This window comes from Blastococcus sp. Marseille-P5729 (genome assembly GCF_900292035.1).
In the GTDB taxonomy this organism is placed as follows: Bacteria; Actinomycetota; Actinomycetes; order Mycobacteriales; family Antricoccaceae; genus Cumulibacter.
Genome location: NZ_OMPO01000001.1, coordinates 281,418 through 308,359, shown reverse-complemented (window position 1 = coordinate 308,359; position 26,942 = coordinate 281,418). Strand labels below are relative to the sequence as shown.

At 69.5% G+C, this 26,942-nt stretch carries 23 protein-coding genes and 1 tRNA gene; 11 read left to right on the top strand and 13 right to left on the bottom strand.

Translation table 11 applies throughout. From position 1 onward, the window contains the following. Positions 1–3 precede the first annotated feature (3 nt). From DAA40_RS01460 to DAA40_RS01445, 4 genes are read right to left on the bottom strand one after another with little or no spacing between them, the layout of a single operon-like run. A complete protein-coding gene (locus DAA40_RS01460) occupies positions 4–735 on the bottom strand; it encodes an SCO1664 family protein (protein ID WP_234356189.1) in 732 nt (243 codons plus the stop codon). Then, on the bottom strand, positions 732–1,289 hold the full coding sequence (locus DAA40_RS01455) for a DUF3090 family protein (RefSeq protein ID WP_106847967.1): 558 nt from the start codon (positions 1,287–1,289) through the stop codon (positions 732–734). The genes DAA40_RS01460 and DAA40_RS01455 overlap by 4 nt, the downstream gene beginning before the upstream one ends. Positions 1,290–1,337: 48 nt before the next feature. Then, positions 1,338–2,039: an MSMEG_4193 family putative phosphomutase gene (locus DAA40_RS01450; protein ID WP_106847966.1), complete on the bottom strand. Its 702-nt coding sequence runs from the start codon at positions 2,037–2,039 to the stop codon at positions 1,338–1,340. Then, on the bottom strand, positions 2,036–3,082 hold the full coding sequence (locus DAA40_RS01445; RefSeq protein WP_106847965.1) for an LLM class F420-dependent oxidoreductase: 1,047 nt from the start codon (positions 3,080–3,082) through the stop codon (positions 2,036–2,038). Before DAA40_RS01445 ends, DAA40_RS01450 begins: the two co-directional genes overlap by 4 nt. Positions 3,083–3,150: 68 nt before the next feature. Here DAA40_RS01445 and DAA40_RS01440 point away from each other — a divergent pair, with 68 nt between their 5' ends. Genes DAA40_RS01440 through DAA40_RS01430 form a run of 3 tightly spaced genes read left to right on the top strand, consistent with a single transcriptional unit; the run spans position 3,151 to position 6,291 of the window. Further along, the gene (locus DAA40_RS01440; RefSeq protein ID WP_106847964.1) at positions 3,151–4,125 is read left to right on the top strand and encodes an aldo/keto reductase; all 975 of its coding nucleotides are present in this window, start codon (positions 3,151–3,153) and stop codon (positions 4,123–4,125) included. Continuing rightward, positions 4,125–6,065: an AAA family ATPase gene (locus tag DAA40_RS01435; RefSeq protein WP_234356187.1), complete on the top strand. Its 1,941-nt coding sequence runs from the start codon at positions 4,125–4,127 to the stop codon at positions 6,063–6,065. The genes DAA40_RS01440 and DAA40_RS01435 overlap by 1 nt, the downstream gene beginning before the upstream one ends. 10 nt (positions 6,066–6,075) lie before the next feature. Beyond that, positions 6,076–6,291 carry a DUF5703 family protein gene (locus DAA40_RS01430; RefSeq protein ID WP_106849189.1) on the top strand — a complete coding sequence of 72 codons (216 nt, stop codon included), beginning with the start codon at positions 6,076–6,078 and terminating at the stop codon, positions 6,289–6,291. 14 nt (positions 6,292–6,305) lie between these two features. Here the strand turns inward: DAA40_RS01430 and DAA40_RS01425 are convergent, their stop codons facing one another. The 4 genes from DAA40_RS01425 to DAA40_RS16040 all read right to left on the bottom strand — a co-directional run bounded on the left by DAA40_RS01425 (position 6,306) and on the right by DAA40_RS16040 (position 10,290). Continuing rightward, on the bottom strand, positions 6,306–7,301 hold the full coding sequence (locus DAA40_RS01425) for an NADPH:quinone oxidoreductase family protein (protein ID WP_106847963.1): 996 nt from the start codon (positions 7,299–7,301) through the stop codon (positions 6,306–6,308). 39 nt (positions 7,302–7,340) lie between these two features. Beyond that, positions 7,341–8,153: an SDR family oxidoreductase gene (locus DAA40_RS01420; protein ID WP_106847962.1), complete on the bottom strand. Its 813-nt coding sequence runs from the start codon at positions 8,151–8,153 to the stop codon at positions 7,341–7,343. A gap of 32 nt (positions 8,154–8,185) precedes the next feature. Next, on the bottom strand, positions 8,186–9,511 hold the full coding sequence (locus DAA40_RS01415) for a M20/M25/M40 family metallo-hydrolase (RefSeq protein ID WP_106847961.1): 1,326 nt from the start codon (positions 9,509–9,511) through the stop codon (positions 8,186–8,188). 236 nt (positions 9,512–9,747) lie between these two features. After that, positions 9,748–10,290 carry a hypothetical protein gene (locus tag DAA40_RS16040; protein WP_158716161.1) on the bottom strand — a complete coding sequence of 181 codons (543 nt, stop codon included), beginning with the start codon at positions 10,288–10,290 and terminating at the stop codon, positions 9,748–9,750. Positions 10,291–10,488: 198 nt separating this feature from the next. Between DAA40_RS16040 and DAA40_RS01410 the strand changes: the two genes are divergently transcribed. Together DAA40_RS01410 and DAA40_RS01405 are read left to right on the top strand one after the other, a co-directional pair. After that, a complete protein-coding gene (locus DAA40_RS01410) occupies positions 10,489–11,880 on the top strand; it encodes a DEAD/DEAH box helicase (RefSeq protein WP_158716160.1) in 1,392 nt (463 codons plus the stop codon). Positions 11,881–11,935: 55 nt separating this feature from the next. Further along, positions 11,936–12,020: transfer RNA gene (locus DAA40_RS01405), tRNA-Leu, on the top strand. Positions 12,021–12,145: 125 nt separating this feature from the next. Here the strand turns inward: DAA40_RS01405 and DAA40_RS16035 are convergent. The 3 genes from DAA40_RS16035 to DAA40_RS01390 are packed head-to-tail and all read right to left on the bottom strand — an operon-like array spanning position 12,146 to position 14,572. Then, the gene (locus tag DAA40_RS16035; RefSeq protein WP_158716159.1) at positions 12,146–12,910 is read right to left on the bottom strand and encodes a hypothetical protein; all 765 of its coding nucleotides are present in this window, start codon (positions 12,908–12,910) and stop codon (positions 12,146–12,148) included. A 37-nt stretch (positions 12,911–12,947) separates the two neighbouring features. Continuing rightward, a complete protein-coding gene (locus DAA40_RS01395) occupies positions 12,948–13,607 on the bottom strand; it encodes a VOC family protein (RefSeq protein ID WP_234356289.1) in 660 nt (219 codons plus the stop codon). Between the two features lie 29 nt (positions 13,608–13,636). Then, positions 13,637–14,572 carry an ornithine cyclodeaminase family protein gene (locus tag DAA40_RS01390; RefSeq protein ID WP_199849451.1) on the bottom strand — a complete coding sequence of 312 codons (936 nt, stop codon included), beginning with the start codon at positions 14,570–14,572 and terminating at the stop codon, positions 13,637–13,639. Between the two features lie 104 nt (positions 14,573–14,676). On the opposite strand from DAA40_RS01390, the gene DAA40_RS01385 reads away from it, so the two are divergent. From DAA40_RS01385 to ngg, 6 genes are all read left to right on the top strand, one after another. Further along, positions 14,677–16,374: an AMP-binding protein gene (locus tag DAA40_RS01385; RefSeq protein WP_106847958.1), complete on the top strand. Its 1,698-nt coding sequence runs from the start codon at positions 14,677–14,679 to the stop codon at positions 16,372–16,374. Between the two features lie 29 nt (positions 16,375–16,403). Further along, the gene (locus tag DAA40_RS16030) at positions 16,404–16,616 is read left to right on the top strand and encodes a DUF1206 domain-containing protein (protein ID WP_158716157.1); all 213 of its coding nucleotides are present in this window, start codon (positions 16,404–16,406) and stop codon (positions 16,614–16,616) included. Beyond that, the gene (locus tag DAA40_RS01380; protein ID WP_158716156.1) at positions 16,571–17,248 is read left to right on the top strand and encodes a DUF1206 domain-containing protein; all 678 of its coding nucleotides are present in this window, start codon (positions 16,571–16,573) and stop codon (positions 17,246–17,248) included. The genes DAA40_RS16030 and DAA40_RS01380 overlap by 46 nt, the downstream gene beginning before the upstream one ends. A 112-nt stretch (positions 17,249–17,360) precedes the next feature. After that, entirely contained in the window at positions 17,361–21,146 is a 3,786-nt protein-coding gene (hrpA, locus tag DAA40_RS01375; protein WP_106847956.1) for an ATP-dependent RNA helicase HrpA, read from the top strand. Between the two features lie 91 nt (positions 21,147–21,237). Continuing rightward, entirely contained in the window at positions 21,238–23,046 is a 1,809-nt protein-coding gene (locus DAA40_RS01370) for an N-acetylglutaminylglutamine amidotransferase (protein ID WP_106847955.1), read from the top strand. Continuing rightward, complete coding sequence (ngg, locus tag DAA40_RS01365) at positions 23,043–24,725, top strand: N-acetylglutaminylglutamine synthetase (protein WP_199849450.1); 1,683 nt, start codon at positions 23,043–23,045, stop codon at positions 24,723–24,725. Before DAA40_RS01370 ends, ngg begins: the two co-directional genes overlap by 4 nt. On the opposite strand, the gene DAA40_RS01360 is transcribed toward ngg, so the two are convergent. Together DAA40_RS01360 and DAA40_RS01355 are read right to left on the bottom strand one after the other, a co-directional pair. Further along, entirely contained in the window at positions 24,686–26,047 is a 1,362-nt protein-coding gene (locus tag DAA40_RS01360) for an osmoprotectant NAGGN system M42 family peptidase (RefSeq protein ID WP_199849449.1), read from the bottom strand. The genes ngg and DAA40_RS01360 overlap by 40 nt on opposite strands. A gap of 97 nt (positions 26,048–26,144) precedes the next feature. Beyond that, positions 26,145–26,906 (bottom strand): sulfite exporter TauE/SafE family protein, encoded by a 762-nt coding sequence (locus DAA40_RS01355; RefSeq protein ID WP_106847953.1) that lies wholly within the window; start codon positions 26,904–26,906, stop codon positions 26,145–26,147. Between the last annotated feature and the right edge of the window lie 36 nt (positions 26,907–26,942).

Below are 26,942 nucleotides of genomic sequence, written 5' to 3'. Positions count from 1 at the left end.
CAACTAGAAGGGCGGGTAGGGCACCGAGGGCCAGTCGTCGGAGGGCAGCGGATGGCGTCCGCTACGCAGCAACCGCTCAACCCGCGTCGCGGTCTGGCGGACCTCGGCGACCGTCAGATGCTCGTGCAGCTGGTCCCCCAGCTCGCCGTCCAGCTGCTCCCGCAGCCGCTCCAGGACGCCGATGGCATCGGCGGTCAGTGGCTGTCCGGCCCACTGCCACAACAGGGTGCGCAGCTTGTCCTCGACGCTGAAGGTGACCCCGTGGTCGACGCCCCACACCTCGCGCTCGCGCAGCGGGGTTCCGGCCGGCGCGGGATGCGGAATGAGGTGCCCGCCCTTGCGGTCGGAGTTGTTGATGACGGCATCGAGCACCGCCATGCGGCGCAAGGCCGCCGGACGGGAGTTGATCAGATCGACCAGGTCGACCTCCTCGTCGCGCTCCATCCACAGCTGGACCATGCCTGGGCCGAAGGGGCCGTCGCGCAGGACCGTCGGCGGGATGATGCCCCAGCCGGTGGCCTCCGAGACGGCGTACGACGCGAGTTCGCGGCCGGCCAGCGTGCCGTCGGGATAGTCCCACAGCGGCCGCTCCCCCAGCACCGGCTTGTAGACGCAGCGCTCGGAGCGCTCATCGTTGCCGGTGATCGAGCACAGGAGCGTGCTGTTGCTGGCGTCGAGGATGCGGCCGACGACCTCGATCTCGCCGGTGCGCAGCAGCTCGAGGTCCGCGCTCACGTCAGCGTGGCGCGGTGGTAGCCGTTCTGGCGCGGGCAGATGTGCCCGCTGGGATCGAGCGGGATTCCGCACAGCGGGCAGGGCGTGCGGCCGGCGTGGACGACGGCGTTGGCGCGCACCGCGAACGCGCGCGCCGCAGCGGCGTCGAGGGTCACCCTCAGCACATCGGGGGCGTTGTCGTCGTCGGAGAAGATCTGGTTCTCGTCGAGCGCGCCGTCCTCACCCGACACGGCCTCGATGACGACGGCCTTCTGGTCCTCGTCCCAGGCCAGGCCCAGGGCGCTGACGCGGAACTCCTCGTCGATGGGCATCTCCAGCGGCTCGAGATCCTCCGACGGGGACTCGATCGGCGCGACCGTGCCCCGCCGTACGACCTCGTCGATGATGTCGTCGAGCCGGTCGGCCAGCACCTGCACATGCTCCTTCTCCAGGGCCACCGACACGGTGCGGGACTCGTCGCTCGCCTGCAGGTAGAAGGTGCGCTCGCCCGGCTGGCCGACGGTGCCGGCGACGAAGCGGCGCGGGTGGCTGAAGTCGTGAACCTTGCGTGGCATCTCGCGGGGACCTGGAGTCCTTTCTAGCGGCGCGTCGAGAGAATCAATCTATCGCGGACGACGTTGGCCTGCAGCGGCGGTGTGTCCGGCCCCGCCGCCCACTGCAGCGTCGCTGTCAGCGGCCGTGACGACGTACTGCGACAGCGGGCCGCTCGAGGAGTTCGCGACCACGACGAACGGCCGGTCCTTGGTGTAGCGGATCACCGTGATCGATGCCGGATCGATGACGATCCGTTGGAACTGGTCCAGGTGCAGCCCGAGCGCGTCGGCCACGATGGCCTTGATGACGTCGCCGTGGCTGCAGGCCAGCCAGACGCCGTCCGGCCCGACCTTGGCGTTGTGCCGGCGGACGGCGCTCACGGCACGCGCCGCCATGTCGACCATCGCCTCCCCGCCGCGCCCCGGGAAGGTCACCGCCGACGGGTGGTTCTGCACCTGGGCCCACAACGGCTCCTTCGACAGCGCAGTGAGCTTCTTGCCCGACCAGCTGCCGTAGTCGGCCTCGATGAGCCCCTCGTCGATCTGCAGCTTCCGGCGGCGTCCGGCCATGACCGGTTCGATGGTCTCCAGGCAGCGCTCGAGCGGGCTGGAGACCAGCCGGTCGAAGCGAACGTCGCGCAGCCGGTCAGCGGCGGCCTGCGCCTGCTGCCGCCCGGTCTGGTCCAGGTGGACACCGGGACGGCGTCCGGCCAGCACGCCCTTGTCGTTAGCGCTGGATCGGCCGTGGCGCAGCAGCATGAGGGTCGTCACGCGATACCAGCTCTCTCGGCGGCCTGGGCGAGCAGGCGCAGCTGGTCGGTCTTCTCGGCCAGGTCGGCGCCGGAGGGTGAGACGTTGACGGTGGTGGCGCCGTTCTCGCGCAGCGCCTGCAGCCGGTCAGCGACGCGCTCGACCGGTCCGAGCAGCGAGGTGCGGTCCACCAGCTCGAGCGGGACGGCAGCCGCGGCCTCCTCGTAGTGCCGCCCGAGGTAGAGATCCTGGATCTTCTGCGCAGCGTCGCCGTAGCCCAGCCGGACGGCGTTGTTGTTGTAGAAGTTCTGTTCCCGGCTGCCCATGCCGCCGATGTACAGCGCCTGGTGCGGTCGGATCCGGTCAGCCATCTGCTCGATGTCGTCGCCGATCGCGACACCGGCGCTCACGCCGACGTCGATGTCGCTGAGCGACCGGCCGGCCTTCTCGGCGCCCGCCGCGATCCGGTCCAGAACGGGCTGCAGGTCGTCGTACGCCGTGAACACGCCCAGCCACCCATCGGCGATCTCACCGGTGAGCTCGAGGTTCTTCGGACCCACCGCGGCCAGGTAGATCGGGACGTCGGCGCGCAGCGGCGGCGTAACCAGCATCAGCGCCTTGCCAGGCCCGTCGGGCAGCGGCAGCTGGAAGTGCGTGCCGTCGTAGCGCAGTCGTTTGCGCTGCAGCGCCATCCGCACGATCTCGATGTACTCACGGGTGCGGCCCAGCGGCTTGTCGTAGCGGACACCGTGCCAGCCTTCCGAGACCTGGGGGCCCGAGACGCCGAGCCCGCACCGGAACCGGCCACCCGAGAGGGCGTCGAGCCCGGCGGCAGTCATCGCGGTCATCGCGGGAGTGCGTCCTGGTATCTGCATCACCGCCGACCCGATGTCGATCCGTTCGGTGCGAGCCGCGACGAACGCGAGGGTCGAGACGACGTCGTTGCCGTACGCCTCCGCGGCCCAGACGACGTCGAAGCCAAGTCGGTCTGCCTCCACGGCGATGTCGATGTTGGACTGGTCGGTGCCCGCACCCCAGTAACCGAGATTCACCCCGAGCTTCATTCCGCGTCCTTCCTTGGCCCCCGCGAGCCTCAGGACCACCGTGGCACAGAACAGGTAGTTTCGTCAGAGTGGAGCAGCGTGTTGCGGGAAGAAGTGGGCTAGTCGTCTCTCGCCTCGGGCTTGGCACCATGACCTGGGGACGCGACACCGACCGTGACGAGGCGACCGCCTGCCTCCTGGCCTACGTCGAGGCCGGCGGCAACCTGATCGACACCGCCGACGTGTACGTCGACGGCGAGAGCGAGAAGGTGGTCGGGCGGCTGCTGCGCACCGTCGTCCCTCGCGAGCGGATGGTGATCGCCACCAAGGCGGTCGGTCGGACCGGCCCGGGTCCGATGAGCCGGGGCGCCTCGCGCGGACACCTCCTCGCCGCGCTGGATGCGTCGCTGAAGCGCCTGGGCACCGATTACATCGATCTGTGGCAGCTGCACGCCTGGGATCCGCTGGTACCGCTGGAGGAGACTCTCGCGGCCCTGGACACAGCGGTTTCGAGCGGGCGCGTGCGCTACGTCGGCGTTTCGAACTACTCCGGCTGGCAGCTGACCCGCGCCGCCACGATCCAGCAGCTGCAGCGCTCGTGCGCCCCGATCGTCACCACGCAGATGGAGTACTCGCTTCTGGAGCGCGGGGTCGAGCGCGAGGTCGTCCCGGCCGCCCGCTCGCTCGGCGTCGGCGTCATCGCCTGGTCGCCGTTGGGCCGCGGCGTGCTGACTGGGAAGTATCGGCACGGGACGCCGTCCGACTCGCGGGCCGCCTCGCCGCACCTCGGTGAGTTCGTACGCCGGTACCTGGGCGGTGACTCCACGCGGATCGTCGAGGCGGTGGCCACGGCCGCCGACGGGCTCGGAGTCTCGCCGCTCGCGATCGCGCTGGCATGGGTGCGGGACCGCCCGGGCGTGACCTCGGCGATCCTCGGCGCCCGCACCGCCGGTCAGCTGCAGGCATCGCTGTCGATCGAGAACCTCGCGCTACCGGCGGAGATCTACGACGCTCTCGACGAGGTCGCCGAGCCCAGCTTCGGGTACCCGGAGCGCCGCCGCTAGTGGCCGAGATTCGGCGGGCGCAGTGGCCGGTGGACGCCGACCGCGTCTTCGCGGCCTTCTGCGACGCGGGCCTGTGGCCGCATCTCGGGATCTCCAGCGCCGCCGACCTGCCCAAGGCCGGGATCGTGCGCGCCGACCTGGTGAGCCGCGATTCGTTGCTGCGGCTGCCGAAGACCGGTGCGAAACGCGCCGAGCGGCTGCTGTCGGGCTGGCTGGGCGTCCAACCGCTCTATGACGTCGTACGGATGCTCGTACCCGCGGGCATCCCGGCCCGTGCGGCGCAGGCGCTGATCGACGAGGTGGGCGACGACTGCGTCCGGCTGATCGAGAACGACCCGTGGCGGATCGTCGGCATCCGCGGCATCGACGTCGCGGACGCCGACGGAGTCGCCCGTTCGGTCCTCGGCTCGCTGGACCGGCAAGACCCGCGGCGCGCTCGCGCGGTCGTCGCCGACGCGGTGCGGCAAGAGGCGGCCAGCGGCCACACGGAGGTGGCGATCGAGGAGGTTCTCGGCGCGGTCGCCGCGGCCGGCATCCACGACCCCGAGCACGCGGTCGCGGTGGCCGTCGACGAGGACCTCGTCGTCCGTCGTACCGACGATCTCATCGCGCTCAAGGAGTACGCCGACGCCGAGCACTCCATCGCTGTCGACATCTCCCGGATCGCCGCCAGCGCCCAGAAGTGGGGCAAGAAGAGCTCACTAGCGAACGCCGTCGAGGGGCTGGATGAGAAGCAGGCCGAGGCGGTCGAGCTGGTGATGACATCGGGCGTGAGCGTCCTGACGGGAGGGCCCGGCACCGGCAAGTCGCGCACCGTACGCTCCGTCGTCGAGCTGGCCCGAATGCACGACAAGGAGGTCGCGCTGGCCGCGCCGACCGGCCGCGCCGCCAAGCGTCTGGGCGAGCTCGCCGGCGGCGAGGGGATGACGGTGCACCGCATGCTCGGGGCGCAGGGCCGCGACGGTGGATTCCTTCGTGGGTGGGAAGATCCCATCCCGGCCGACATCGTGGTCGTCGACGAGTCCTCGATGCTCGACGTCCTGCTGGCGGCGGCGCTGTTCGACGCCGTGCAGGACGGCGCTCACGTGCTGATCGTCGGGGACGTGGCGCAGCTGCCGTCGATCGGGCCTGGGCGAGTCCTGGGCGACCTGATCGAGTCCGGGGTCGTGCCGGTCACAGAGCTCACGCGGCTCTACCGCCAGGCCGAGGGCGGTCAGATCGCGGCGCTGGCGGCCGAGGTGCGCCAAGGCGTGCTGCCGCCCGTGGACGACCCGACTCGTGAGGTGGTCGTCGTCGGTGCGCGGGGATCCGCCGAGGCGGCCCACCGCACCCGCCAGCTCGTCACCGACTCGATCCCACGCGTGTTCGGGTTCGATGCCTCCGACATCCAGGTCGTCACGCCGGTGCACCGCGGACCGGCGGGCACCAAGGAGCTCAACCTGGCCCTGAAGAAACAGCTCAACCCCGGGCCGGGCGCCGTGTCGGGGTTCGACGTCGGGGACCGGGTGGTCGCCACCGCCAACCACCTCGACGCGTCGCCGTTCGGTTACGCGAACGGTGAGGTCGGTACCGTCGTCGGCACCGGGGAGAAGTCCCTCACCGTCGAGTTCTCGTCTGGGATCGCCGAGATATCAGGAAAGGCGCTCGGCGACCTGCTGCACGGCTGGGCAATCACCGTCCATCGCGCACAGGGGTCGGAGTGGCCCGCAGTGGTCGCCGTGGTGCCGCCGGAGTCGGGCCGGCTGCTGGTGCGCCCGTTGGTCTACACGGCCTTCACGCGTGCCCAGAAGCACCTGTCGATCGTGCACGGCTCGGGCCCCGCCCTGGCGTACGCCGTCCGGCAGAAGGCCGCCCGGCCCAGGCTGACCTCGCTGACGGCTCGGCTGCGTGAGCGTGTCGCCTCGACCAGCCGCGGACCTCGGCACGGGCGTGGTGCATAGAATGCCGCCCATGAATCAGCCGATCTCGTACGAGGACCAGTGGGAGTACGCGCCGGTGCGCATCCCCAGGGGCACGGGCATCAAGAGCGCCGCCCAGATGCTGTCGGCGCAAGCCGGCGTCGGCGGCTGGGAGCTGGCCCGGCTACTGAAGTACTCCGACGGAACGCGCAAGGTGATCATGCGCCGTCGCCGCCGCCACGAGCATCTCCCCCGCCCCATCCTGTAGGGCCGATCCGGCTGCTAGTCGGGGACGACGACGACCTTGCCGGTGGTCTTGCGGCCGCCCAGCGCCTCGAGTGCCTCGGGCAGCTCGCTGAACCTGTAGACCTTGGAGATGTAGGGCTTGATCTTCCCGGCCGCGTGCAGCTCACTGAGCGCGGCGTCCGCCTCGGGGATGACCTCGGGACGCATCTGCTTGTAGTAGCCCCAGTGCACGCCGACGACGCTGTAGTTCTTCACCAGGACATGGTTGGTGGCCGCCTGTGCGAACCGGCCGCCGGTGAACCCGATGATCAGGATGCGGCCCTCGAAGGCGATGCACTTGGTGGACTTGTCGTAGACGTCCCCGCCGACCGGGTCGTAGACGATGTCCGCGCCGCGGCCGCCGGTAGCGTCCTTGACGATCTGCACGAAATCCTCGGACTGGTAGTCGATCGCGACGTCCGCACCCAGCTCGGTGAGCACCTGCTTCTTCTGCGGACCGCCGGCCGTCGCGATGACCGTGGCGCCCGCGGCCTTGGCCAGCTGGATCGCCGCCGAGCCGACCCCGCCCGCGCCGGCGTGCACCAGCACGACGTCACCGGCCTTGATCTGGCCGCGGGTGTGCAGCGCGACCCACGACGTCTGGTAGGTCAGCAGGTAGCCGGCCGCCTCCTCCGCGGGCATGCCGTCCGGGACGCGGAAGATGCTATCGGCGTCCATCGCGGCGTACTCGGCGTACCCGCCGCCCGCGCCGGCGTCGCTGTGCGGACCGCCGAAGACAAGGTCACCCACCTGCCACGTGGTGACGCCCTCGCCGAGCTCGACGATCTCGCCGGCGATCTCGACCCCCGGGGTGAACGGGAGAGTCGGAGTCACCTGGTACTTGCCCTGGCACAGCAGGATGTCGGGGAAGTTCAGCGCCGCAGCGAGCACCTTCACCTTGACCATCCCGGGATGGACGACGGGCTCCGGCGCGTCCTTCCACTCGAGGACGTCCTTGGGATCGCCGTTGCGCTCGACCAGCCAAGCCTTCATGACGCAGCCTCCTAGGCGTTCGGTACCCAGCGTTCGGTACTAGGCGTTCGGGTTCTTCGCGTCCGGGTCCATGTCCTTCGGTACGCCGTACGGCGTACCGTCCGGCCTGCGGGCGGCCGGCACGCCGCGGAACTTGAACGGGGCCGGCTCGATGCCCGCCTGGATCAGCCAGCACACGCCGCTCTCGTCGGAGGTCGCGGCCTGCAGGAAGGTCTCAGCGACCGTGCGGGCCGGGATGACCGGGAACTCGTCCGTCTCCAGCTTGTGACGGAAGGAGTCGATGATCGGGGTATCGGCGAACCCCGGGCACAGCCCGTTCATCTTGATGTTCTCGCGCGCCAGCTCGGGCCCGGCACCACGGACCAGCCCGACCACCGCCGTCTTGGTCATCGTGTAGTAGGGGTCGCCCGGCATCGAGACCAGGCCCGCCATCGATGCGGTGGCGACGATGTGGCCGCCGCCGCGGCGCCGCATCGCGGGAATCGCGGCCTGCATGCCGAAGGCCACACCGTCGTAGTTCACCGCCGCGATCAGGCGGTACTTATCGATGTCGAACGCCAGCGCACCCATGTTCAGCCCGATGCCGGCATTCAGGAACGAGATGTCGAGGCCGCCGAAGTGCTCCTCGACCTGCTGCACGACCTGCTGGTTGGCCTCCCAGCTGGTCACGTCGAGCACGAATGGGACGGCGCCGAGCTCCTTGGCGGTCTCGCGGGTGCGCTCCTCTTCGACGTCCGTCAGGGCGACCTGGGCGCCTTGCTCCAGGAGGATCTCGGTGACCGCGCGTCCGAAGCCTCCGGCTCCTCCGGTGACGAGGGCGACCTTGCCGTCGAGATTGGGCGTGTCGGTCATGCAGGCTCCTTGGGTGTGCGGTCGGGGTCGTCTTACAGGCTGAGCAGGAAGCGGTTGAGCACGCGGGCGCCGAAGGTGAGCGCGTCGACCGGCACCCGTTCGTCGATGCCATGGAACAGCGCGGCGAAGTCGAGGTCCGGTGGGAGCTTCAGCGGTGAGAAGCCGTAGCAGCTCATTCCAAGATCAACGAAGGCCTTCGCGTCAGTACCACCGGACATGAGGAACGGGAGGGTCTGGCTGGCGTCGTCCTCGAACTTCAGCGCTGCGGTCATCGCCTCCACGAGCGGGGTGTCGAACGAGATCTCCAGCGCCTTGTCGTGGACGATCCACTCGCGGGTGATGTCCGGGCCGAGGAGCTCGTCGATCTGCCGCTCGAACTCCTCCTCCTGCCCCGGGATGATCCGGCAGTCCAGGGTGGCGGTCGCCGTCGACGGGATGACGTTGACCTTGTAGCCGGCCTGCAGGCCGGTCGGATTGGCGGTGTTGCGCAGGGTGGCGCCGATGATCCGTCCGAGCGCGCCCAGCTTGTCGATGATCACCTCGGGCTCGACGCTCGCCAGATCCGTGCCCATCGCCTTGCCGATCCCCGCGACGAACTGGCGCAGCGTGTCGGTCCAGACAATCGGGAACTGGTGGGCCGCGACGCGCGACACGGCGTCGGCAAGCTTGGCGACCGCGTTGTCCTGGTGCACCATCGACCCGTGCCCGGGGGTGCCGGTGGCGGTGATCTTCATCCACGCGATCCCCTTCTCGCCGGTCATGATCGGGTACACGCGGGTGCCCTCGTCGACGGTGTGGGAGAAGCCGCCAACCTCACCGACCGCCTCGGTGCATCCTTCGAACAGCTCGGGGTGGTTCTTGACCAGCCAGTGGGCGCCGTACACCCCGCCGTGCTCCTCGTCGGCGGTGAAGCAGAAGACGATGGTGCGGTCGGGACGGACGCCGTCGGTCTTCCAGCGCCGCAGGATCGCGATCATCATCGCGACCATGTCCTTCATGTCGATCGCGCCACGACCCCACACGAAGCCGTCCTTGATGACGCCCGCGAAGGGGTCGACCGACCACTCCTCCGCCACCGCCGGGACGACGTCAAGATGCCCATGCAGCAGGAGCGCTGGCTTGTCGGGGCTGGCGCCGTCCACCCGGACGATCACGTTCTGGCGACTCTCGTCCCAGCCGAGCATGGTCGGCTCGTACCCGACCTCCTCGAGCCGGGCAACGACCCACTCGGCCGCCTCACGCTCACCGGCCGATGTCGCTGGATCGCCGGTGTTGCTGGAATCGATCGCGATCAGCTGGGAGCACAGCTCGACGACCTCGTGGAAGTCGGGGCTCTGATCGGACGCGTTCGAAGTCATGCACTCATTCTTACCGCACGGTCATCTTGCTCACACGCGCGGAGACCCCGGTCACCAGTACCGGCGCTGATCGGGCTCGAACGCGTAACCTGGAGCCATACGGCATGTGCGCAGTAGTGAGCATGCGGGCCTGACTCTCCCGCATCGGTAGGTGTGAGCGCTCAGCCTGGCATCGCAAGCAACCGCTTGCTGGTGTACGCGAGCGCAGGACGCACTGCGAAGACCTTTCCCACCGATCATCTCGGTGCTCCCGGGCGCTGAGCGCCCTCCGTGCGTCCCTTGCGTGACTCCGATAGGGAGAACTGCCCATGGCAGCCAATCGAGGCCAGCGTGCCTCCGGCGCGAAGACGCCGAAGACACCGACGAGCCACAAGGCCCGCAAGCCGAAGAAGCAGCGCACCGGCACACCGGTCGCGCCCGCTGCACCGAAGAAGCCGCACCGCAAGGGGCAGAGCTTGCAGCCGGACGCCGGCCGCAAGCCACGGCACGGCCAGCTCAACCGCGCCGCGCGCCGGGCCGCCCAGTTCGGCGACGACGCTGAGCACCCTGACACTCGATCCGCGCGTCGCTCCGACGAGCGCCCGCGCGGCCGATTCGATCGCGACGATGATCGTCCGCGCCGAGCCGGCCGCGTCGATCGCGATGACCGCCCTCACCGCTTCGATCGTGATGACCGCCCTCACCGCTTCGATCGTGATGACCGCCCTCACCGCTTCGATCGCGATGACCGCCCTCACCGCTTCGATCGCGATGATCGGCCCCACCGGGGTAGTGGTCATCAGCGGCCGCGCTGGGATCGCGACGATCGCCCGAGGCGTCAGTGGGACGATGGCCGCCGTCCCACTCGGCACAAGCACGTCGCAGGTCACTCGGACTTCCGTCGTCAGGATCGCGAGGACCGGCGTCCGGCTCAGGAGTTCCTGAGCCGCGCCGACGAGCAGGCCGCCCGCGAGGGCAGCTTCGACGAGCTGGCACCGGTGGCCGGTCGGGAGGCGGTCGATGTCGGCGACGAGAACGCCTTCGCGCGCATGGGGCTGCCCACTGAACTGGTGACGGCGCTCGCGGCGGACGGCATCAACGCCCCGTTCGCTATTCAGGGCGAGGCGATCCCCACCGCACTGAGCGGCGCCGACGTTCTTGCTCGCGCCGCCACCGGGTCGGGCAAGACCCTCGCGTTCGGACTGCCGACCCTGACACGGCTTCGCGGTGGCGAGCGGACGCCGAACAAGCCGCGGGCGATCGTGCTGACCCCCACCCGCGAACTGGCAATGCAGGTCCGCGAGGCCATCACTCCCCTGGCCCGCGCCATCGGACTGCGGACTCTTCTCGTCGCGGGCGGGATGCCCTACAAGAAGCAGCTCGACATGCTCGCCGACGGCGTCGACCTCGTGGTCGCAACTCCCGGGCGGCTGATCGACCTGATGGAGCGTGGAGCCGCAGACCTTTCAGAGGTCGAGATCAGCGTGCTCGACGAAGCCGACCAGATGTGCGACATGGGCTTCGCGCCCGAGGTGACCCGGATCCTCGAGCAGACGCCAGCGGACGGTCAGCGGCTGCTGTTCTCGGCCACTCTCGACGGGGACGTCGATGTACTGGTGCGCCGGTTCCTCAGTGCTCCGGTGGAGCACTCCACGGCGGACGTCGGGGCCTCCGTCGAGTCCATGGAGCACCACCTGTTCGTCGTCCACCCCGCACGCAAGGCCGCGGTCGTCGCCGAGCTCGCATCGAAGCCAGGACGCTCGATCGTGTTCGTGCGTACCAAGATGGGCGCCGACCGGGTGGCGGAGAAGATGCGCGAGGCCGGCGTGAACGCGCTGGCGATCCACGGCGGTCTCACCCAGGGGCAGCGCACGCGGGCGCTGAACGCCTTCCGCGGCAACGACGTCCCGGGTCTCGTGGCCACCGACGTCGCGGCCCGCGGCATCCACATCGACGACGTCGAGCTGGTGATCCAGGCAGACCCGCCGCAGGAACACAAGACCTACCTGCATCGCGCGGGCCGCACCGCTCGTGCCGGTGATGAAGGGACCGTCGTCACGCTCGCGATGCCGCGTGAGCGTCGCGGCGCCGAGCGGCTCATCGGACACGCCGGTGTGCCGTTGCGTGGCGTCTACGTCGAGCCCGGGGACCAGCCGATCGAGGAGATCACCGGAGGTGCGAAGCCCTCGGGCGAGCCGGTCGAGGAGTTCCGCCCGCCGGTGCGGACGCCGCAGCGGCGAGGACCTCGTCGTGATGCGCGCTCCGGCGGCCCGCGTCGTCCGCGCGGCAGCAGCGGCTACGACAGGGGTGCCCGGCGTCGCACTGACGATGGTGGTCGCGAGCGGCGTGAGCACCGCGGCCCGCGCCGCCCCAATCGCGCGACACAGTAGGGAGGGGGTGCCCTGCGGGGCACCTTCGCGTGGGGTACTATTTCCTGCGCACCTTGTCCAGGTGGCGGAATGGCAGACGCGCTAGCTTGAGGTGCTAGTGTCCTTTATCGGACGTGGGGGTTCAAGTCCCCCTCTGGACACCCTGACGCCCGCTGACCCAACCCGGATCAGCGGGCGTTCTTCGGCATCTGAGGAGGCGCGGACCGCTCCGTACTCCAGCTGCGCCCACTGCCGCACCGGCGAGGGTTTCAAGCGTCTGAGAGGTTCACCAGCAGATGGTGAGCCCATGCGGCGAGGACAGCGGCAGATAGTAGATCGCACCCTCCACGTTGTACTTGTTCATTAGCTGCCCGTTGTGCTGAGCAAGACCCATCCAGTACCACTTGCGGCACGTGGCTCCGGCGCCGGGCGGGGTCTGGGTGGTGGGCGCGGGGGCTGGTGCAGGCGCCTTCGTCGTCGTCGGCGGCGGAGCCGGGGCAGGCGCGGGAGCTGGAGTGGGTGCGGGCGCCTTCGTCGCCGGCGCGGGAGCCGGGGCAGGTGCGGGAGTCGGGACGGGCGCCTGGTCGGGCGAGCCGGAACCGGACTGGCCGCCCGAGCCGGTCTGTCCACCCTGCCCACCGGACGCCGTCGGTGCGGGTGCGGTATCGGGCTGCTCCGCGGCAGCCTGGGCACCCGGCGGATCACTGGCCGGTGCCGGCGAGTCCGCTGGCGACGGCGTCTCGCTGCTCGCGGACGGCGATTCGGATGGCGATGCGCTGGCGGCCCTCTCCGAGGTCGAGTCCGCCGAATCCTGCGTCGGTGATGCAGAGGCGACAGCCCGGTCCTGCGGATAGGCCGTGCTGGGGCTGGAGCCGAGCGCGAGCTGGCAGATGGTCAGCGCACCGAGCGCGAGAAACGCGGCAGCGAGGATCGCCAGCCAGCTGCGGCGTCCGCGCTGGCGGGTGTCGTGAGGCTCGTCGTGCTGCGACGCGGCGAGGTCCGCGAGTAGGTCGGCTTCAGTAAGGCCTGGCTGATCATGGTGCTCGGGCATGTCTCTACCTCAGTCGGGAGCCGTTGCCCGAGTGACCTTACCGGTCAGTAACCAGATTTGTCCCCTGCTCGATCAGCAACGTCGGGACGCCGAACCGATCGTCGCGCACCGTCGCCACCCGAGACCCCGGCTTGCGACCATCCCGTGGCTCGCTCACATCGACCCCCGCCCGGGTCAGCCGCTGCACCGCGGAGTCGAGCTCCGGCACCCGCCACGCCACGCCCCAGACGGCGTCCGGGCCCTCGTGCCGCTCGTCCCCGGTCGGCTCGACGACCTCCAGCAGCGAGCGCCCGCACCGCAGGAACAGCATGTGGGAGTCCCACTGCGGGGCATTCCGCTCGAGCCGGAGATCAAGGCCGAGCCGTCCTGCGTAGTTCGCCACCGCACGCTCTGCGCTGCTGGTCCGGATGACGACGTGGTCGATGATCACGGGGCTGTCGCGGACGTCGTCGGCGCGGCTGACCTGCTCGAGCCCGAGCTCGAGTCCCCCGATTCTCAGGCCGCCTTCGGTCAACTCGACCGCTCGACGCGCGAGGCGCCGCCGGGTGTCAGGCAGATCGAGACAGCCCAGGACCAGACGCGTCGTGCCCGCTCGCTCCACCTGGACGTCGCCGGCCCGCAGCGCGGGTCCGAGTAGGTGCGTATAGGTGGTCTCATCCGCACCCGCGAGCTCCAGTCCTGCTATGCCACGGATCATCGCTGCCACGCTCCCCTCATCCATCGAGGCTACTCGCGCGGGGACGAAGCCGAGCTCAGCTCGAACGCTCGCGCGGCGAGCACGAGGTCCTCCCAGGCCTCTCCCACGCTCTTGAAGACCGCGCGGCCGGCCGGCGCCGTCGCCCGCCGCACCAGCTCCGCGAGCGTCGCGTCGATCAACGCGGCAGGATCGTCTCCGGCCATGACGATGTCGCCCGCCTCGCGCAGCGCGCTGTCACGGGACTCGACGACCACGAACGAATCACGCACCAGCGCTGCGTCCAGCTCGCGGCGGTCGGGATGGTGAGAGCCGATCGCGACGACTACGGCGTTCGAGGGCAGCGCGGCCGAGTCGAACAGCGGTGTCGCGGCGGCTGTGCAGCACGCGACGATGTCGGCGGTAGCCAGGTCCTCGCGCCCGCCCGCGCGTACCGGCAGGCCGGCATCGGCCAGCTCGGCCAGCATGCTCTCGACCGCCTCCGGACGGCGTCCGACGATGACGGTCTCGGTGATCTCGCGCATCGCCGCGATCGCCTGAGCGTGTCCCGCCGCCTGGGGCCCGGTCCCGAACACGACCAGACGAGCGGACTCGCGCGGCGCCACCAGATCGACGGCCAGCGCGGAGACGGCCGAGGTGCGGATCTTCGTCAGCGCGACCGCGTCGAGCTGAGCGACCGGCGCCAGCGTCCGAGCGTCGAAGAGCGTGTAGATCCCCTGCGCGCGAGGCACACCGGCCGGGGCGTCGTGGTTCAACGAGATCGCCTTCACCCCGACGTACTCGGTGGTCTCCGCGGGCATCAGCAACAGCTCGCCGCTGCGACACGGGAAGGCCGTCCGCGGGAAGGTCTCCGCCTCGCCTTCGAGACGCAGGTGTGCGCGCAGCGCGTCGACGGCCGTGTGCCAGTCGAGGAGCTCCTCGATCTGATCGCCACCGATCATGGGCAGGTGGATTCCGGGTCCGGGCATGCGGCAAGGGTATCGGCGGCGGACGGTGCCGGTTCGATGGGAGCGCGATCACCGGAGGTGATACACAAGTCAGCACAGCCACAACCCCATGCGAAGGGAATGCTATGAACGTCGAGGAGTACCTGGCCGAGGCCGACCGGCTCCGGGAGGCCAAGCGCCCCGATGTGCCGCGCGAGGTGGTCTACCCCCGGGGCGAGGTATCGATCGGCGAGTACGTCCGAGGCTGGGCGAAGGACACCCCGGACGCCGTGGCAGTCGCGTTCTACGGCCGCGATATCACCTGGCGGGAGCTCGACGAGCTCAGCGACCGGGCCGCGGGCTGGCTGGAGTCCAAGGGCGTACAGACCGGTGACCGGGTCGGCGTCCTGCTGCCCAACTCACCGCAGTTCCTCATCGCCTTCATCGGCATCATGAAACTCGGCGCCGTCCACGTCCCGATCAACGTGATGTTCCGGGAGCACGAGCTGCACCATGAGCTCACCGACGCCGATGTCAAGGTGCTCTTCTGCGCCGACTTCATGGTGGAGGTGCTCGGCAACGTCATCGACGAGACGGACGTCGAGAGCGTGCTGGTCACGTCTTCGATGGAACTGGCCGGCGATGACCCGTCGATCCCGGCGCCGCCCGCTCCCGAGGCGACCACCAGCCCGCGCGTGACCGATCACGACACCTGGGCCGACCTGGAGTCCGCTGAGCCCGCCACGCCCCGCGAGGTCGACCTCGATGCCCTGGCGGCACTGAACTACACCGGCGGAACCACCGGCCTACCCAAGGGCTGTGAGCACACCCAGCGGCACATGATCTACACCGTCGCCGCGTGGCTGACCCAGAGCGGAATCAGCGGCAAGCCGGTGTTCCTGTGCCACGTGCCGATCTTCTGGATCGCGGGCGAGGACATGGGGATCCTGTCACCCATCGTTACCGGGGGCACCTGCGTGCTGCTCGCCCGCTGGGACGCCGCCGCCGTCATGCGCTCCATCGAGCGCTACCACGTCAACCTCTGGATCGCGACCGTCGACAACTACATCGAGATCATGGAGCACCCGGACGTCGACAGCACCGACTTCTCGAGTCTCACGACGCCGCTGGCGATGTCGTTCGTGGCTCGAGTCGATCCCGAGGTGCGCACACGGTGGCGGGAGAAGTCCCGCACCGACGGGATCCTCCGCGAGGCTGCGTTCGGGATGACCGAGACGCACACCATGGACACCAGCACCTACGGTCTGCAGGACGAGGACTGGGACGTCCTCGGTGAGCCGGGCCAGTGCGGCATGCCGGTGCCCGGCACGGACGTCATGGTCGTCGACCCGGCCACCGCAGAGCTGCTGCCGTTCGGCGAGCGCGGCGAGATCGTCGTCCGCAGCCCCGCGATCATGAACGGCTACTGGCGCCGCCCGGACGCCACCGCGGAGACGATCCGCGACGGCTGGCTGCACACCGGCGACACCGGGTTCATCGACGAGGCCGGCTGCCTGCACTACCTGGTGCGCAACAAGGACATGATCAAGGTCAATGGCATGAGCGTCTTCCCCGCCGAGGTCGAGTCCTACCTGTGCCGCCACGAGGACGTCGAGGTCGCCGCCGTCGTACCGCGCCCGGACCCCGACAAGGGACAGATCCCGGTCGCGTTCGTCAAGCCGGCCGAGGGCCGCCAGATCGACGCTGACGAGCTGCGGGCCTGGGCGAAGACCCAGATGGCGACCTACAAGGTGCCCGAGATGCGGATCGTCGACGAGTACCCGATGACGACCACGGGCAAGATCAAGAAGGCGGAGCTGGCAACGTCCCTCCGGGAGGGCTAGCCACCGGCGGGGAGGCAGGCGGGGAGCCGATGTCGATCGAGGAGAAGAAGGCGCAGGCCAAGGGACAGGCACAGAAGGCCGAGGGGCACGCGAAGGACGTCGCGCATTCCGATGTCTTCCGGTGGCTGGTGACTGCCGGCCTCGTCACGGTCGGCGTGGTGCACATCCTGATCGGCGTCCTTGCGCTCCAGCTCGCGTGGTCCGGCGGCAGTGGTCAGGAGACCGACCAGAGGGCGCCCTAGGCACGATCGCCGAGAACCCGATCGGCCGCGGCGTCATGTGGGTCGTCGCCGTCGCCCTGTTCGGGCTGTTCGTATGGAAGCTGACCCAGGCGTGGTGGGGCTACACCTGGAAGGACGGCTTCAGCCGCACCCGCAAACGCCTCGGCGCGCTCGGCGGCGGCCTGATGTACCTGTTCCTCGGCATTACCGCGACGCGGCTCGCCCTCGGCTCCGGGGCAGGCAACACCGATCAGGATCAGCAGACGCGGGTCGGTGAGCTGCTCTCGAAACCCTTCGGGCAGGTCCTCGCCGGCGTAGTCGCGGCCGCGATCATCGGGTACGCCGGAATCCTCGTCAAGCGCGGGGTGACCTCCTCATTCACCCAGGAGTACGAGGGCGAGCCCTCCCCCGCCGTCCAGCGCCTCGGCCAGGTCGGCTACATCGCCAAGGGCATCGCGATCGGTCTCGTCGGCGTGCTGTTCGGCTGGGCCGCCTTCACCTACGACCCGGAGAAGGCCGGCGGTCTGGACGATGCGCTACGCACCGTCAAGGAGCAAGGGGCCGGCGGCCCCGTCCTGCTCACGATCATCGCCCTCGGCCTTATGGCGTACGGCGTGTACTGCTTCAGCTGGTCGCGCAACGCTCGTCGCTGAGCGCGACGCTCAACGCTGCTGAGCGCCACGGTCGGTAGCCGACGGCGGCGGCGTCGGCTACCGACCGCGAGTGTTGGCCTCGCGGCCGTGCGTCGAAGTACCCTGGATCGTCATGCCTCGCCGCCGCCCTCGCCGTACCCCGCCGCGGCTCACCCCCGATCAGGTCGAGCAGCGGCGCGCCGCCGTACCACCGATCCGGTATCCCGACCAGCTCCCGGTCAGCGCCCGCAAGGACGAGATCGCCGAGGCGATCCGTGAGCATCAGGTTGTCGTCATCGCGGGTGAGACCGGGTCGGGCAAGACCACCCAGATCCCCAAGATCTGCCTCGAGGTGGGCCGGGGTGTGCACGGACAGATCGGGCACACCCAGCCGCGGCGGCTCGCCGCTCGCACAGTGGCCGAACGCATCGCCGAGGAGCTGGAGGTCGACCTCGGTGCCGAGGTCGGCTACGCGGTCCGGTTCACCGACAAGGTCAGCCGCGACGGTTATGTCAAGGTGATGACCGACGGCATCCTGCTGGCGGAGATCCAGCGGGACCGGATGCTGCGTCGCTACGACACGATCATCATCGACGAGGCCCACGAGCGCAGCCTGAACATCGACTTCCTGCTCGGCTCCCTCAAGACGCTGCTGCCCAAGCGTCCCGACCTGAAGCTGATCATCACCTCCGCCACCATCGATCCCGAGGCGTTCAGCCGCCACTTCGACGACGCGCCGATCATCGAGGTATCCGGGCGCACCTATCCGGTCGAGATCCGCTACCGGCCCCTCGTCGACCCCGACCATCCGGAGCAGCCCGAACGGGACCTCGTGCAGGGAGTGCTGGACGCCTGCGCCGAGCTCTCCCGCGAGGCCCCCGGCGATGTGCTGGTGTTCCTCTCCGGGGAGCGCGAGATCCGGGACGTCGCCGACGCGCTCCGCGACCTCGATCTGCCACGAACCGAGATACTTCCCTTGTATGCCAGGCTTTCCGCGGCAGATCAGCATCGCGTATTCAGCGGTCACCGCGGCCGACGGATCGTGCTGGCTACCAACGTCGCCGAGACGTCGCTGACCGTCCCAGGCATCAAGTACGTCGTGGACGCCGGAACCGCCCGCATCTCCCGGTACTCCCACGCGACCAAGGTCCAGCGACTCCCGATCGAGCGGGTCTCGCAGGCCTCGGCCCAGCAGCGCAGCGGCCGATGCGGCCGGACGTCGGACGGCATCGCGATCCGCCTCTACAGCGAGGAGGACTTCGACTCGCGACCCGAGTTCACCGACCCCGAGATCACCCGCACCAACCTCGGATCAGTGATCCTGCAGATGGTGGCGGCCCGGCTCGGCGACATCGAGACCTTCCCCTTCGTCCAGCCACCGGACAAGCGCAGCATCTCCGACGGAATGGCGCTGCTGCAGGAGATCGGCGCGATCGAGCGCAACGGTACGGGCATCGCCCTGACCCGGCTCGGACGCCAGGTGGCGGTGCTCCCGATCGATCCGCGGCTGGCCCGCATGATCGTCGAGGCAGGACGGCGCGACGCCGCCCTCGCCGTCATGATCATCGCCGCCGCGCTGTCGATCCAAGATCCACGCGAGCGACCCACTGATCAGGAAGCCCAGGCCGATCAGCTGCACGCCCGTTTCGTCGACAAGACCTCGGACTTCCTCGGCATCCTCAACCTCTGGCGGCACCTACGAGAGCAGCAGAAGACGCTGTCGTCGTCCGCCTTCCGTCGCTTGTGCAAGCGCGAGTACATCAACTACGTCAGAGTCCGTGAGTGGCAGGACCTCGTCGCGCAGCTACGCGAGATGGCCTCCACAGCGGGAATCCACACCTCCTCGGCGCGCCCGAGCGATGATGACGTGCACAAGTCGGTGCTCACCGGACTGCTGTCTCAGGTTGGCCTCCAGGACCCGCGCAACAAGCGCGAGTACATCGGAGCGCGCGGCACCCGGTTCGCGATCTTCCCGGGCTCTGCGCTGTTCAAGAAGAGCCCGGCGTACGTGATGGCCGGGGAGCTGGTGGAGACATCGCGCCTGTGGGCCAGGGACGTCGCGCGGCTCGACCCGGCCTGGGTGGAGGAGGTCGCCGGCGACGTGCTCAAGCGCAGCTACGCCGAGCCGCACTGGGAGCGCAAGCGCGCGGCCGTGGTCGCCACCGAGCGCGCGACGCTGTACGGCGTGCCGATCGTGGCCGACCGCAAGGTCAACTACGGACGCATCGATCCGACGCTCTCGCGGGAGATCTTCATCCGGCAGGCGCTCGTCGAGGGTGACTGGGAGACCCGACACCACTTCTTCGCCCGCAACCGCGAGCTGCTCGCTGAGGTAGGCGAGCTGGAGGACAAGGCCCGTCGTCGCGACATCCTCGCGGACGACGAGTCCCTGTTCGCTTTCTACGACGCGCGGATCCCCGCCAACGTCGTCTCCGGGCGGCACTTCGACAAGTGGTGGAAGCACGAGCGGCACACGAACCCGACGCTGCTCGACTTCACCGCGGACGACGTCATCCGCGAGGGCGTCGAACGGCCCGACGAGGACTCCTTCCCCGACGTGTGGCGAGATGGCGCGCGTCCGCTAGAACTCACGTATACCTTCGATCCAGCAGCGCTAGATGCGTCGTCTTCGGAGCAGACCGACGGGATCAGCGTCGACATCCCGCTGGTCACGCTGGCGCAGACCTCGCCGGAGGACTTCGAGTGGCTCGTCCCAGGGCGCCGCGAGGAGCTGGTCACGGCGCTGATCAAGTCGCTGCCCAAGGCGATCCGGCGCAACGTCGTCCCGGCCCCCGACCGCGCTCGCGCCGCACTGCAGACCATCGCTCCGGAGAAGGGTGCGCTGCTCCCCCAGCTCGCACTCGAGCTACGGCGGCTCACCGGGGCGGCGGTCGACGAGCGGGACTTCGACTGGAGCAAGGTCCCTGACCACCTGCGGATGACCTTCCGGATCGTCGACGAACGATCCGAGGTCGTAGCAGTGGGCAAGGATCTCGACGAGCTCCGCGAACGGCTCGCCGGTGCCCAGCGGGCTCAGGTGGCCACCGTCGCACGGGCGAATGAACGCAGCGGATTGACCTCCTGGGACGTCGGCACCATCGACCGCGTGGTCGCCCTGCAGACCAAGCACGGCCTGGTGGACGGGTACCCCGCCCTGGTCGCTGAGGCCGGATCGGTTGCCTTGCGCGTACTACACTCCCCCGGCGCCGCCGAGGCCGCGATGCGCGGGGCCGTCGCCTGGCTACTCGTGCACGAGCTGCCGTCGGTGAGCAATCAGGTGATGCGGGCGCTCACCCCGCAGCAGAAGGTCGCGCTCACCCAGGCCCCGCACGCCAGCCCCGCCGCCCTGTGGGACGACGTGCAGACCGCAACGGCGCTGAGGGCCGTGGACCGCGGCCCACTCCCGTGGGACCTCGCCTCCTACGAAACGCTGCGGGACGCCGCACGGGCCGCGCAGGTGGCGGACACCCTCGAGATGCTTCAGCGCACCGCTGCGGTGCTCGAGGCGAAGATGGCCGCGGAGCGAGCACTCGACGACGTCCGGCATGAGACCTTCGCCGTCGCGCGAGCAGACGTCGTGAGCCAGCTGAAGCACCTGGTACCGCCCGGTTTCATCGCGCGGCATGGCGCCGCCCGCCTTCCCGACATCGAACGCTACCTAAGGGGCATCGCCGTCCGGCTCGAGCGACTGCGGGAGAACCGCCATCGGGACCGCCTGGCGATGCTCGAGGTGCACGACCTCGTCGCCGAGTACGACGAGCTGGCCGCGGCATTCCCCACCGGCGAGTCGCTTCCGCGCGAGCTGGGCGAGATCCGGTGGATGATCGAGGAGCTTCGCCTCTCACTGTTCGCGCAGGTCGTCAAGCCGCGCTACAGCATCTCCGCATCGCGCATCCGCAAGGCCATGGACCGGATCTGACCCTCCCACGCCGAGGCGAGCCGACCACCTCATGCCCGGACCTCGATAAGGTGGACGAGTTCTGACCTCGACCTGAAGGCGGATCCTCTACATGTGCGGCCTCGCCGGAGAGATAGCGTTCGACCGTCCAGCTGACATAGACGCCGTTACCGCGATGGTGCGTCGTCTCGAGCCCCGCGGACCTGACGGCCAGGGAGTCTGGTCGCACAACGCGATCGCTCTGGGGCATAGACGACTGTCGATCATCGACCTATCGGAGTCCGGCACCCAACCGATCCACGACGCCCAGCTCGGGCTGACGATCGTCTTCAACGGCTGCATCTACAACTACCAACAGCTGCGCGAGGAGCTCGTCGGGCGCGGCCACCAGTTCGCCTCCCACAGCGACACCGAGGTCGTCCTCAAGGGCTACCGCGAGTGGGGGCCGGCAGTCGTCGAGCGGCTGCACGGCATGTTCGCCTTCGCGATCGCCGAGCGGGATACCGGGCGGGTGGTGCTCGGGCGTGACCGGCTCGGGATCAAGCCGCTCTACTGGGGCGAGGTCGGCGGCGCGATCCGGTTCGCCAGCACCCTCCCCGCGCTGCTGGCCACCCGCGGCATCGACACCACGATCGATCGCGAGGCGTTGCACCACTACATGAGCTTCCACTCGGTGGTTCCCGCACCGAGGACCATCCTGCGCGGCGTGCATCGGCTCCCGCCTGCGACCCTGATGACCATCGAGCGGGATGGCTCTCGTCGCGAGACCACCTACTGGCAGCCGGTCTTCGAACGGACGGCCGACCGAGCCGACTGGTCCGAGGTCGAGTGGCAGGACGCGATCCTCGACGCGCTCCGGACGGCGGTGAAGCGCCGACTGGTCGCCGACGTCCCGGTCGGCTGCCTGCTCTCCGGCGGGCTGGACTCGAGCCTGATCGTCGGACTGCTCGCCGAGGCCGGGCAGCACGGCCTGAAGACCTTCTCGATCGGTTTCGAGGCAGCCGGCGGCGAGGAAGGCGACGAGTTCAAGTACAGCGACATCATCGCCAGGCACTTCGACACCGACCACCGGCAGATCCGCATCGACACCGCGCGCATGCTCCCGGCGCTCGACGGCGCGATCGAGGCCATGAGCGAGCCGATGGTCAGCCACGATGCCGTCGCCTTCTATCTGCTCAGCGAGGAGGTCGCCAAGCACGTCAAGGTCGTACAGTCCGGGCAGGGGGCCGACGAGATCTTCGCCGGTTATCACTGGTACCCGCCGATGGCGAAGGCGCCGGACGACGACCCGGAGCAGGCGCTGTCCCGGTATCGTGCCGCGTTCTTCGATCGCACCCACCGCGAGATGGCCACGATCCTCAACCCACGTTGGATGGCGCCGCAGGACGTCTCGGAGGACTACGTCCGCCGCCACTTCTCCGCGTCCGGTGCCGACACCGCCACCGACCGGGCGCTGCGACTCGACACCACCGTGATGCTCGTCGACGACCCGGTCAAGCGCGTGGACAACATGACCATGTCGTGGGGCCTGGAGGGCCGCGTGCCCTTCCTCGACCACGAGCTCGTAGAGCTGGCCGCGACCTGCCCGCCGGAGCTGAAGACGGCGTCCGAGGGCAAGGGGGTGCTCAAGGAAGCGGCGCGCGCGGTCATCCCCTCGGACGTGATCGACCGACCGAAGGGCTACTTCCCCGTGCCGGCGCTCAAGCACCTGCACGGCCCGTACCTCGACATGGTCGCGGACGCCCTGCACAGCGAGTCGGCGCGAGAGCGCGGGCTGTTCCGCCCCGAGGCGGTGCGTGAGCTGCTCGCCGCACCGAACGACCGGCTGACGCCGTTGCGCGGCAACCAGCTGTGGCAGATCGGGCTGCTCGAGCTGTGGCTGCAGCGACATGTCGACGGCGCCGTCCGGAGCGGCCGGTGACAGACGTGACGAGCAGCCAGCACACCGGGGTCGTCCAGGAGCTCGGCTGGGGCCGCCTGGTCTTCGGGAACACCTTTCCCGACCAGGCGCAGCTCGGCGACCTGCTACGCGAGGAGGCGACCGGCCGACGCGACTGCTGCATCTACCTCCCCGATGCGCACGTCTTCGTCGCGGAGCATCCGCAGGAACTCTTCATCGACCCGAGCCTGATGTACCGGCTCGATCTCACCGGTGAGCTGCCACCCGAGCCGACGAGCTCGCTGATCGAGATCCGCCCCGCGCGCGATCGTAGGGATCTCGAGGCGATGAACGACACCTACCACCGATGCCACATGGTCGAGGCGGACGTCGACGTGCTCGCCGACAACCTCGATCACTCCGATGCCGTCATCTACCTGATCGCGGTCGACGTCCACACCGGCGACATCGTCGGGACGGTGACCGGTGTCGACCACGTCGCGCTGTACGACGAGCCGGCCCGCGGCAGCAGCCTGTGGAGCCTGGCCGTCGATCCGAACGCGACCGCTCCGGGAATTGGCGGAGCCCTCGTGCACCGTCTGCTGCGGGAGCTGCGCGAGCGTGGCATCCATCATCTCGACCTATCGGTCATGCACGACAACCGCCCTGCCATTCGCCTGTATCAGGGCATGGGCTTCGTCAAGACCAGCGAGCTGGTCGTCAAACGCAAGAACGCGATCAACGAGAAGCAGTTCGCCAGCCGGCCGCCCGAGGACCTCGAGAAGCTCAACCCCTACGCGCGCATCATCGCCGACGAGGCGATGCGCCGCGGCGCGCGCGTCACCGTCCTCGACCCGGCCTCGGGATACCTGGAGCTGGAGTTCGGGGGCCGGACGGTGATCACCCGCGAATCCCTGTCTCAGTACACGTCGGCGGTCGCGATGAGCCGCTGCGACGATAAGCGGGTATCGCGCCGGATCGCCGCGGAGGCGGGGATCCGCGTGCCCCGGGCGCGGGTCGCGACCTTCGACGAGGGCGATCACGACTTCCTCGCCGAGGTCGGCACGGTCGTCGTGAAACCGGTGCGCGGTGAGCAGGGCGCCGGCATCACCGTGCGCATCACGACCGGAACCGAGCTCGACCAGGCGCTGGCTCGCGCCGGAGGCGAGGGTACCGAGATCCTGATCGAGGAGCACGTAGAAGGCGAGGACCTGCGGCTGGTGGTCATCGACGGCAAGGTCGTCGCGGCGGCGATCCGTCGTCCGGCCGAGGTGGTCGGAACCGGCGAGCACACGGTCCGCCAGCTCATCGAGGCACAGAGCCGGCGCCGGGCCGCCGCCACCGGCGGCGAGTCACGCATCCCGCTCGACGACCTCACAATCGCCACGGTGCGCGAGGGCGGCTGGAGCCTGGACGACGTCCCCCCTGCCGGCGTCCGTCTGCTGGTGCGGCGCACCGCCAACCTGCACACCGGCGGCACCATCCACGACGTCACCGACAAGGTGTCCGAGACGTTGAAGGAAGCCGGGATCACCGCGGCCGCGGCGCTCGGCATCCCCGTCGTCGGGATCGACCTGCTGGTTCCGGACGTCACCGGTGACGAGTATGTCTTCATCGAGGCCAACGAGCGTCCCGGGCTGGCCAACCACGAGCCGCAGCCGGTGGTGCAGGCCTTCGTCGACTACCTGCTACCCGCCACCTCGAAACGACGTCGCCGCTGACACCAGCCACCCGCTCGCCCGACGCGGGCCGACAGGATGACAAGGTCCGCCACCACCGCCGGGGGCCACAGGAGGGTCAGTCGGCTTTCTGCGGCGGCCACGTCGAACCCTGCTCGCCGCTGCCCGGGTCGGTGAACTCGCCTCGGTTGAGGGGTACCCACTGCTCCGACGCGGCCGGCTGGTCCTCGGCCGGGAAGTCCTCCACGGAGCCGGTCGGCCGGGCGTCCCAGTCCGCGAAGGTCGGCGGCGTGGTGACCCCCCGCGACACCAGATCGTAGGCCGCCCCCAGCGACGCGACCTCGGTGCGCCCCCAGCCATGGCTGCCGCCGCCCCCGACCCCGCCCAGGGCGGCCGGGGTTTCCGCACCCGCCTCGATCGCGGCGGCGATGTCGGAGCGGTAGTACCGGAAGATGTCCCGCACGTACGTGATGCCGTGCTCCTCGGCGAGCGCACACAGCTTGCGTGAGGTGGAAGTCGAACGGGCCGTGCATGTCGGCCATGGGGATGGTCACGCCGTGCTCGATCGAGTGCTGGCCGGGGGCGCACACCGCGTTGTCGATCGAGATCATCTCGGCGACGTCCGGCGGCAGTCCGTTGCTCGCTCCGTGCCCGACCTCCTCGGTGATCGTCACCATGAGGCTCGTGCGGTGCGGCAGCACGACCTGATGATCGGTGATGGACTTCGCCAGCGCCAAGGCGATCGCCACACCCGCCTTGCCGTCGAGATGACGTGAGACCACGAAGCCGGAGTCGGACAGCTCGGGGCTGGCCACCAACGCGACCATGTCGCCGATCTGGATCCCGAGCTCGCGCAACCCGTCGGCGTCGTGCACTCGCTGATCGACGCGCACCTCGACGTGATCCCAGTCGGTGGGCTGATCGTCGACCCCGTCGCCGAAGGCGTGCCCACTCGCCTTCAGGGGCAGGATGGTGCCGGTCAGATGCCGCTGCGAGCCGTCGATGAAGATCCGGACACGAGCGCCCGCTGCGAACCGGGGTGAGAAGGTCCCAACCGGGATGACCGCCAGCCGGCCATTGGGCTTGAGCTCGCGAACCATGCATCCGATCGTGTCGGCATGCACCACGACCGCGCGGTCGACCGTGGCCGACTCACCCGGAAGATTCGCGATCAACGCGCCTCGCCGGGTGATTGTGAACGGCACTCCAAACCCATCGATGATCTCGCCGATCATCTTCATCACGGTGTCGGTGCGGCCCGAAGGGCTCGGGGTCTGCAGCAGCTGCAGCAGCACGTCGACCAGCCAGTCGCGGTCGAGCGGGAGCGGGCTGGGCGTGGGCTGCGGGGTGGTGTCGTTGTGCATGCGGAGGCCAGGAGGATCGGGAATGGGACCCGACCACGCTACCTCGCCGTCATCGATCAAGGGCGGATGGCGCGGTGCCCTGTGAGTAGCGTCTACCTCACGCCAACGATTCCAGGAACAGCGTGATCGCCAGCCCGATTCCGAGCAGCCCGATCACCAGTCGCATCGGCCGCTCGGGCGCCCGGCGCAACAGCTTCGGCCCGACGTACGAGCCGACGATCCCGCCGACCGCGATGCAGGCCGCGGCTGCCCAGTGAATGTCGCTGATGAAGACGAACCCGAGGGTCGCGGCGAAGTTCGACGCTCCCAGCAGGACGTTCTTCTCGGCGGCACTGTAGGCCAGGGAGTCCTCATTGGTGAGCATGAGCCAGGCCAGCAGGATGACGCCGGCGGCAGCGCCGAAGTACCCCCCGTAGGTCGCAATGCCGGCCAGCATGATCCAGAACGCCGGCCCGGCCGAGTGCAGCTGCCTGCCTCGGCGCATGGCCCAGTTCTGCACCTGCTCCCGGAAGATCAGCAGCACCGAGGCGCCCGCGATGAGCCAGGGGACGACCGCCTCGAAGCTGCCCGGTGGGCTCGCGACGAGCAGCCACGCTCCGGCCACGCCGAAGGCCATGAACACCCCTACCCGGGGCCAGAGCCGGTGCCAGGTGCCGCGCAGCTCCGGGCGGGTGGAGGCCAGCGAGCCGATGGTGAAGGCAGTGATCCCGGTGGTGTTGGTGACATTGGCGATCACGGGCGGCAGGCCGAAGCCCAGCAGCGCCGGGTAGCTGACGAGCGAGGCCAGCCCCGCGGTCGATCCGATCAGGCCGGCACCGAACCCCGCGAGGACGAGTCCGATCACCGCGATCGTCGACATCGACCTCTCGCTTCCTCTCAGGGCCAGGGCAACCGG

Excerpts from the sequence above, each read along its gene's own strand:
- DAA40_RS01455 (WP_106847967.1), bottom strand. The coding sequence starts at position 1,289 with ATGCCACGCAAGGTTCACGACTTCAGCCACCCGCGCCGCTTCGTCGCC.
- DAA40_RS01445 (WP_106847965.1), bottom strand. The coding sequence starts at position 3,082 with ATGAAGCTCGGGGTGAATCTCGGTTACTGGGGTGCGGGCACCGACCAG.
- DAA40_RS01430 (WP_106849189.1), top strand. The coding sequence starts at position 6,076 with ATGAATCAGCCGATCTCGTACGAGGACCAGTGGGAGTACGCGCCGGTG.
- DAA40_RS01425 (WP_106847963.1), bottom strand. The coding sequence starts at position 7,301 with ATGAAGGCTTGGCTGGTCGAGCGCAACGGCGATCCCAAGGACGTCCTC.
- DAA40_RS01420 (WP_106847962.1), bottom strand. The coding sequence starts at position 8,153 with ATGACCGACACGCCCAATCTCGACGGCAAGGTCGCCCTCGTCACCGGA.
- DAA40_RS01415 (WP_106847961.1), bottom strand. The coding sequence starts at position 9,511 with ATGACTTCGAACGCGTCCGATCAGAGCCCCGACTTCCACGAGGTCGTC.
- DAA40_RS16040 (WP_158716161.1), bottom strand. The coding sequence starts at position 10,290 with ATGACCACTACCCCGGTGGGGCCGATCATCGCGATCGAAGCGGTGAGG.
- DAA40_RS16035 (WP_158716159.1), bottom strand. The coding sequence starts at position 12,910 with ATGCCCGAGCACCATGATCAGCCAGGCCTTACTGAAGCCGACCTACTC.
- DAA40_RS01395 (WP_234356289.1), bottom strand. The coding sequence starts at position 13,607 with ATGATCCGTGGCATAGCAGGACTGGAGCTCGCGGGTGCGGATGAGACC.
- DAA40_RS01390 (WP_199849451.1), bottom strand. The coding sequence starts at position 14,572 with ATGCCCGGACCCGGAATCCACCTGCCCATGATCGGTGGCGATCAGATC.
- DAA40_RS01385 (WP_106847958.1), top strand. The coding sequence starts at position 14,677 with ATGAACGTCGAGGAGTACCTGGCCGAGGCCGACCGGCTCCGGGAGGCC.
- DAA40_RS16030 (WP_158716157.1), top strand. The coding sequence starts at position 16,404 with ATGTCGATCGAGGAGAAGAAGGCGCAGGCCAAGGGACAGGCACAGAAG.
- hrpA (WP_106847956.1), top strand. The coding sequence starts at position 17,361 with ATGCCTCGCCGCCGCCCTCGCCGTACCCCGCCGCGGCTCACCCCCGAT.
- DAA40_RS01370 (WP_106847955.1), top strand. The coding sequence starts at position 21,238 with ATGTGCGGCCTCGCCGGAGAGATAGCGTTCGACCGTCCAGCTGACATA.
- DAA40_RS01360 (WP_199849449.1), bottom strand. The coding sequence starts at position 26,047 with ATGCACAACGACACCACCCCGCAGCCCACGCCCAGCCCGCTCCCGCTC.
- DAA40_RS01355 (WP_106847953.1), bottom strand. The coding sequence starts at position 26,906 with ATGTCGACGATCGCGGTGATCGGACTCGTCCTCGCGGGGTTCGGTGCC.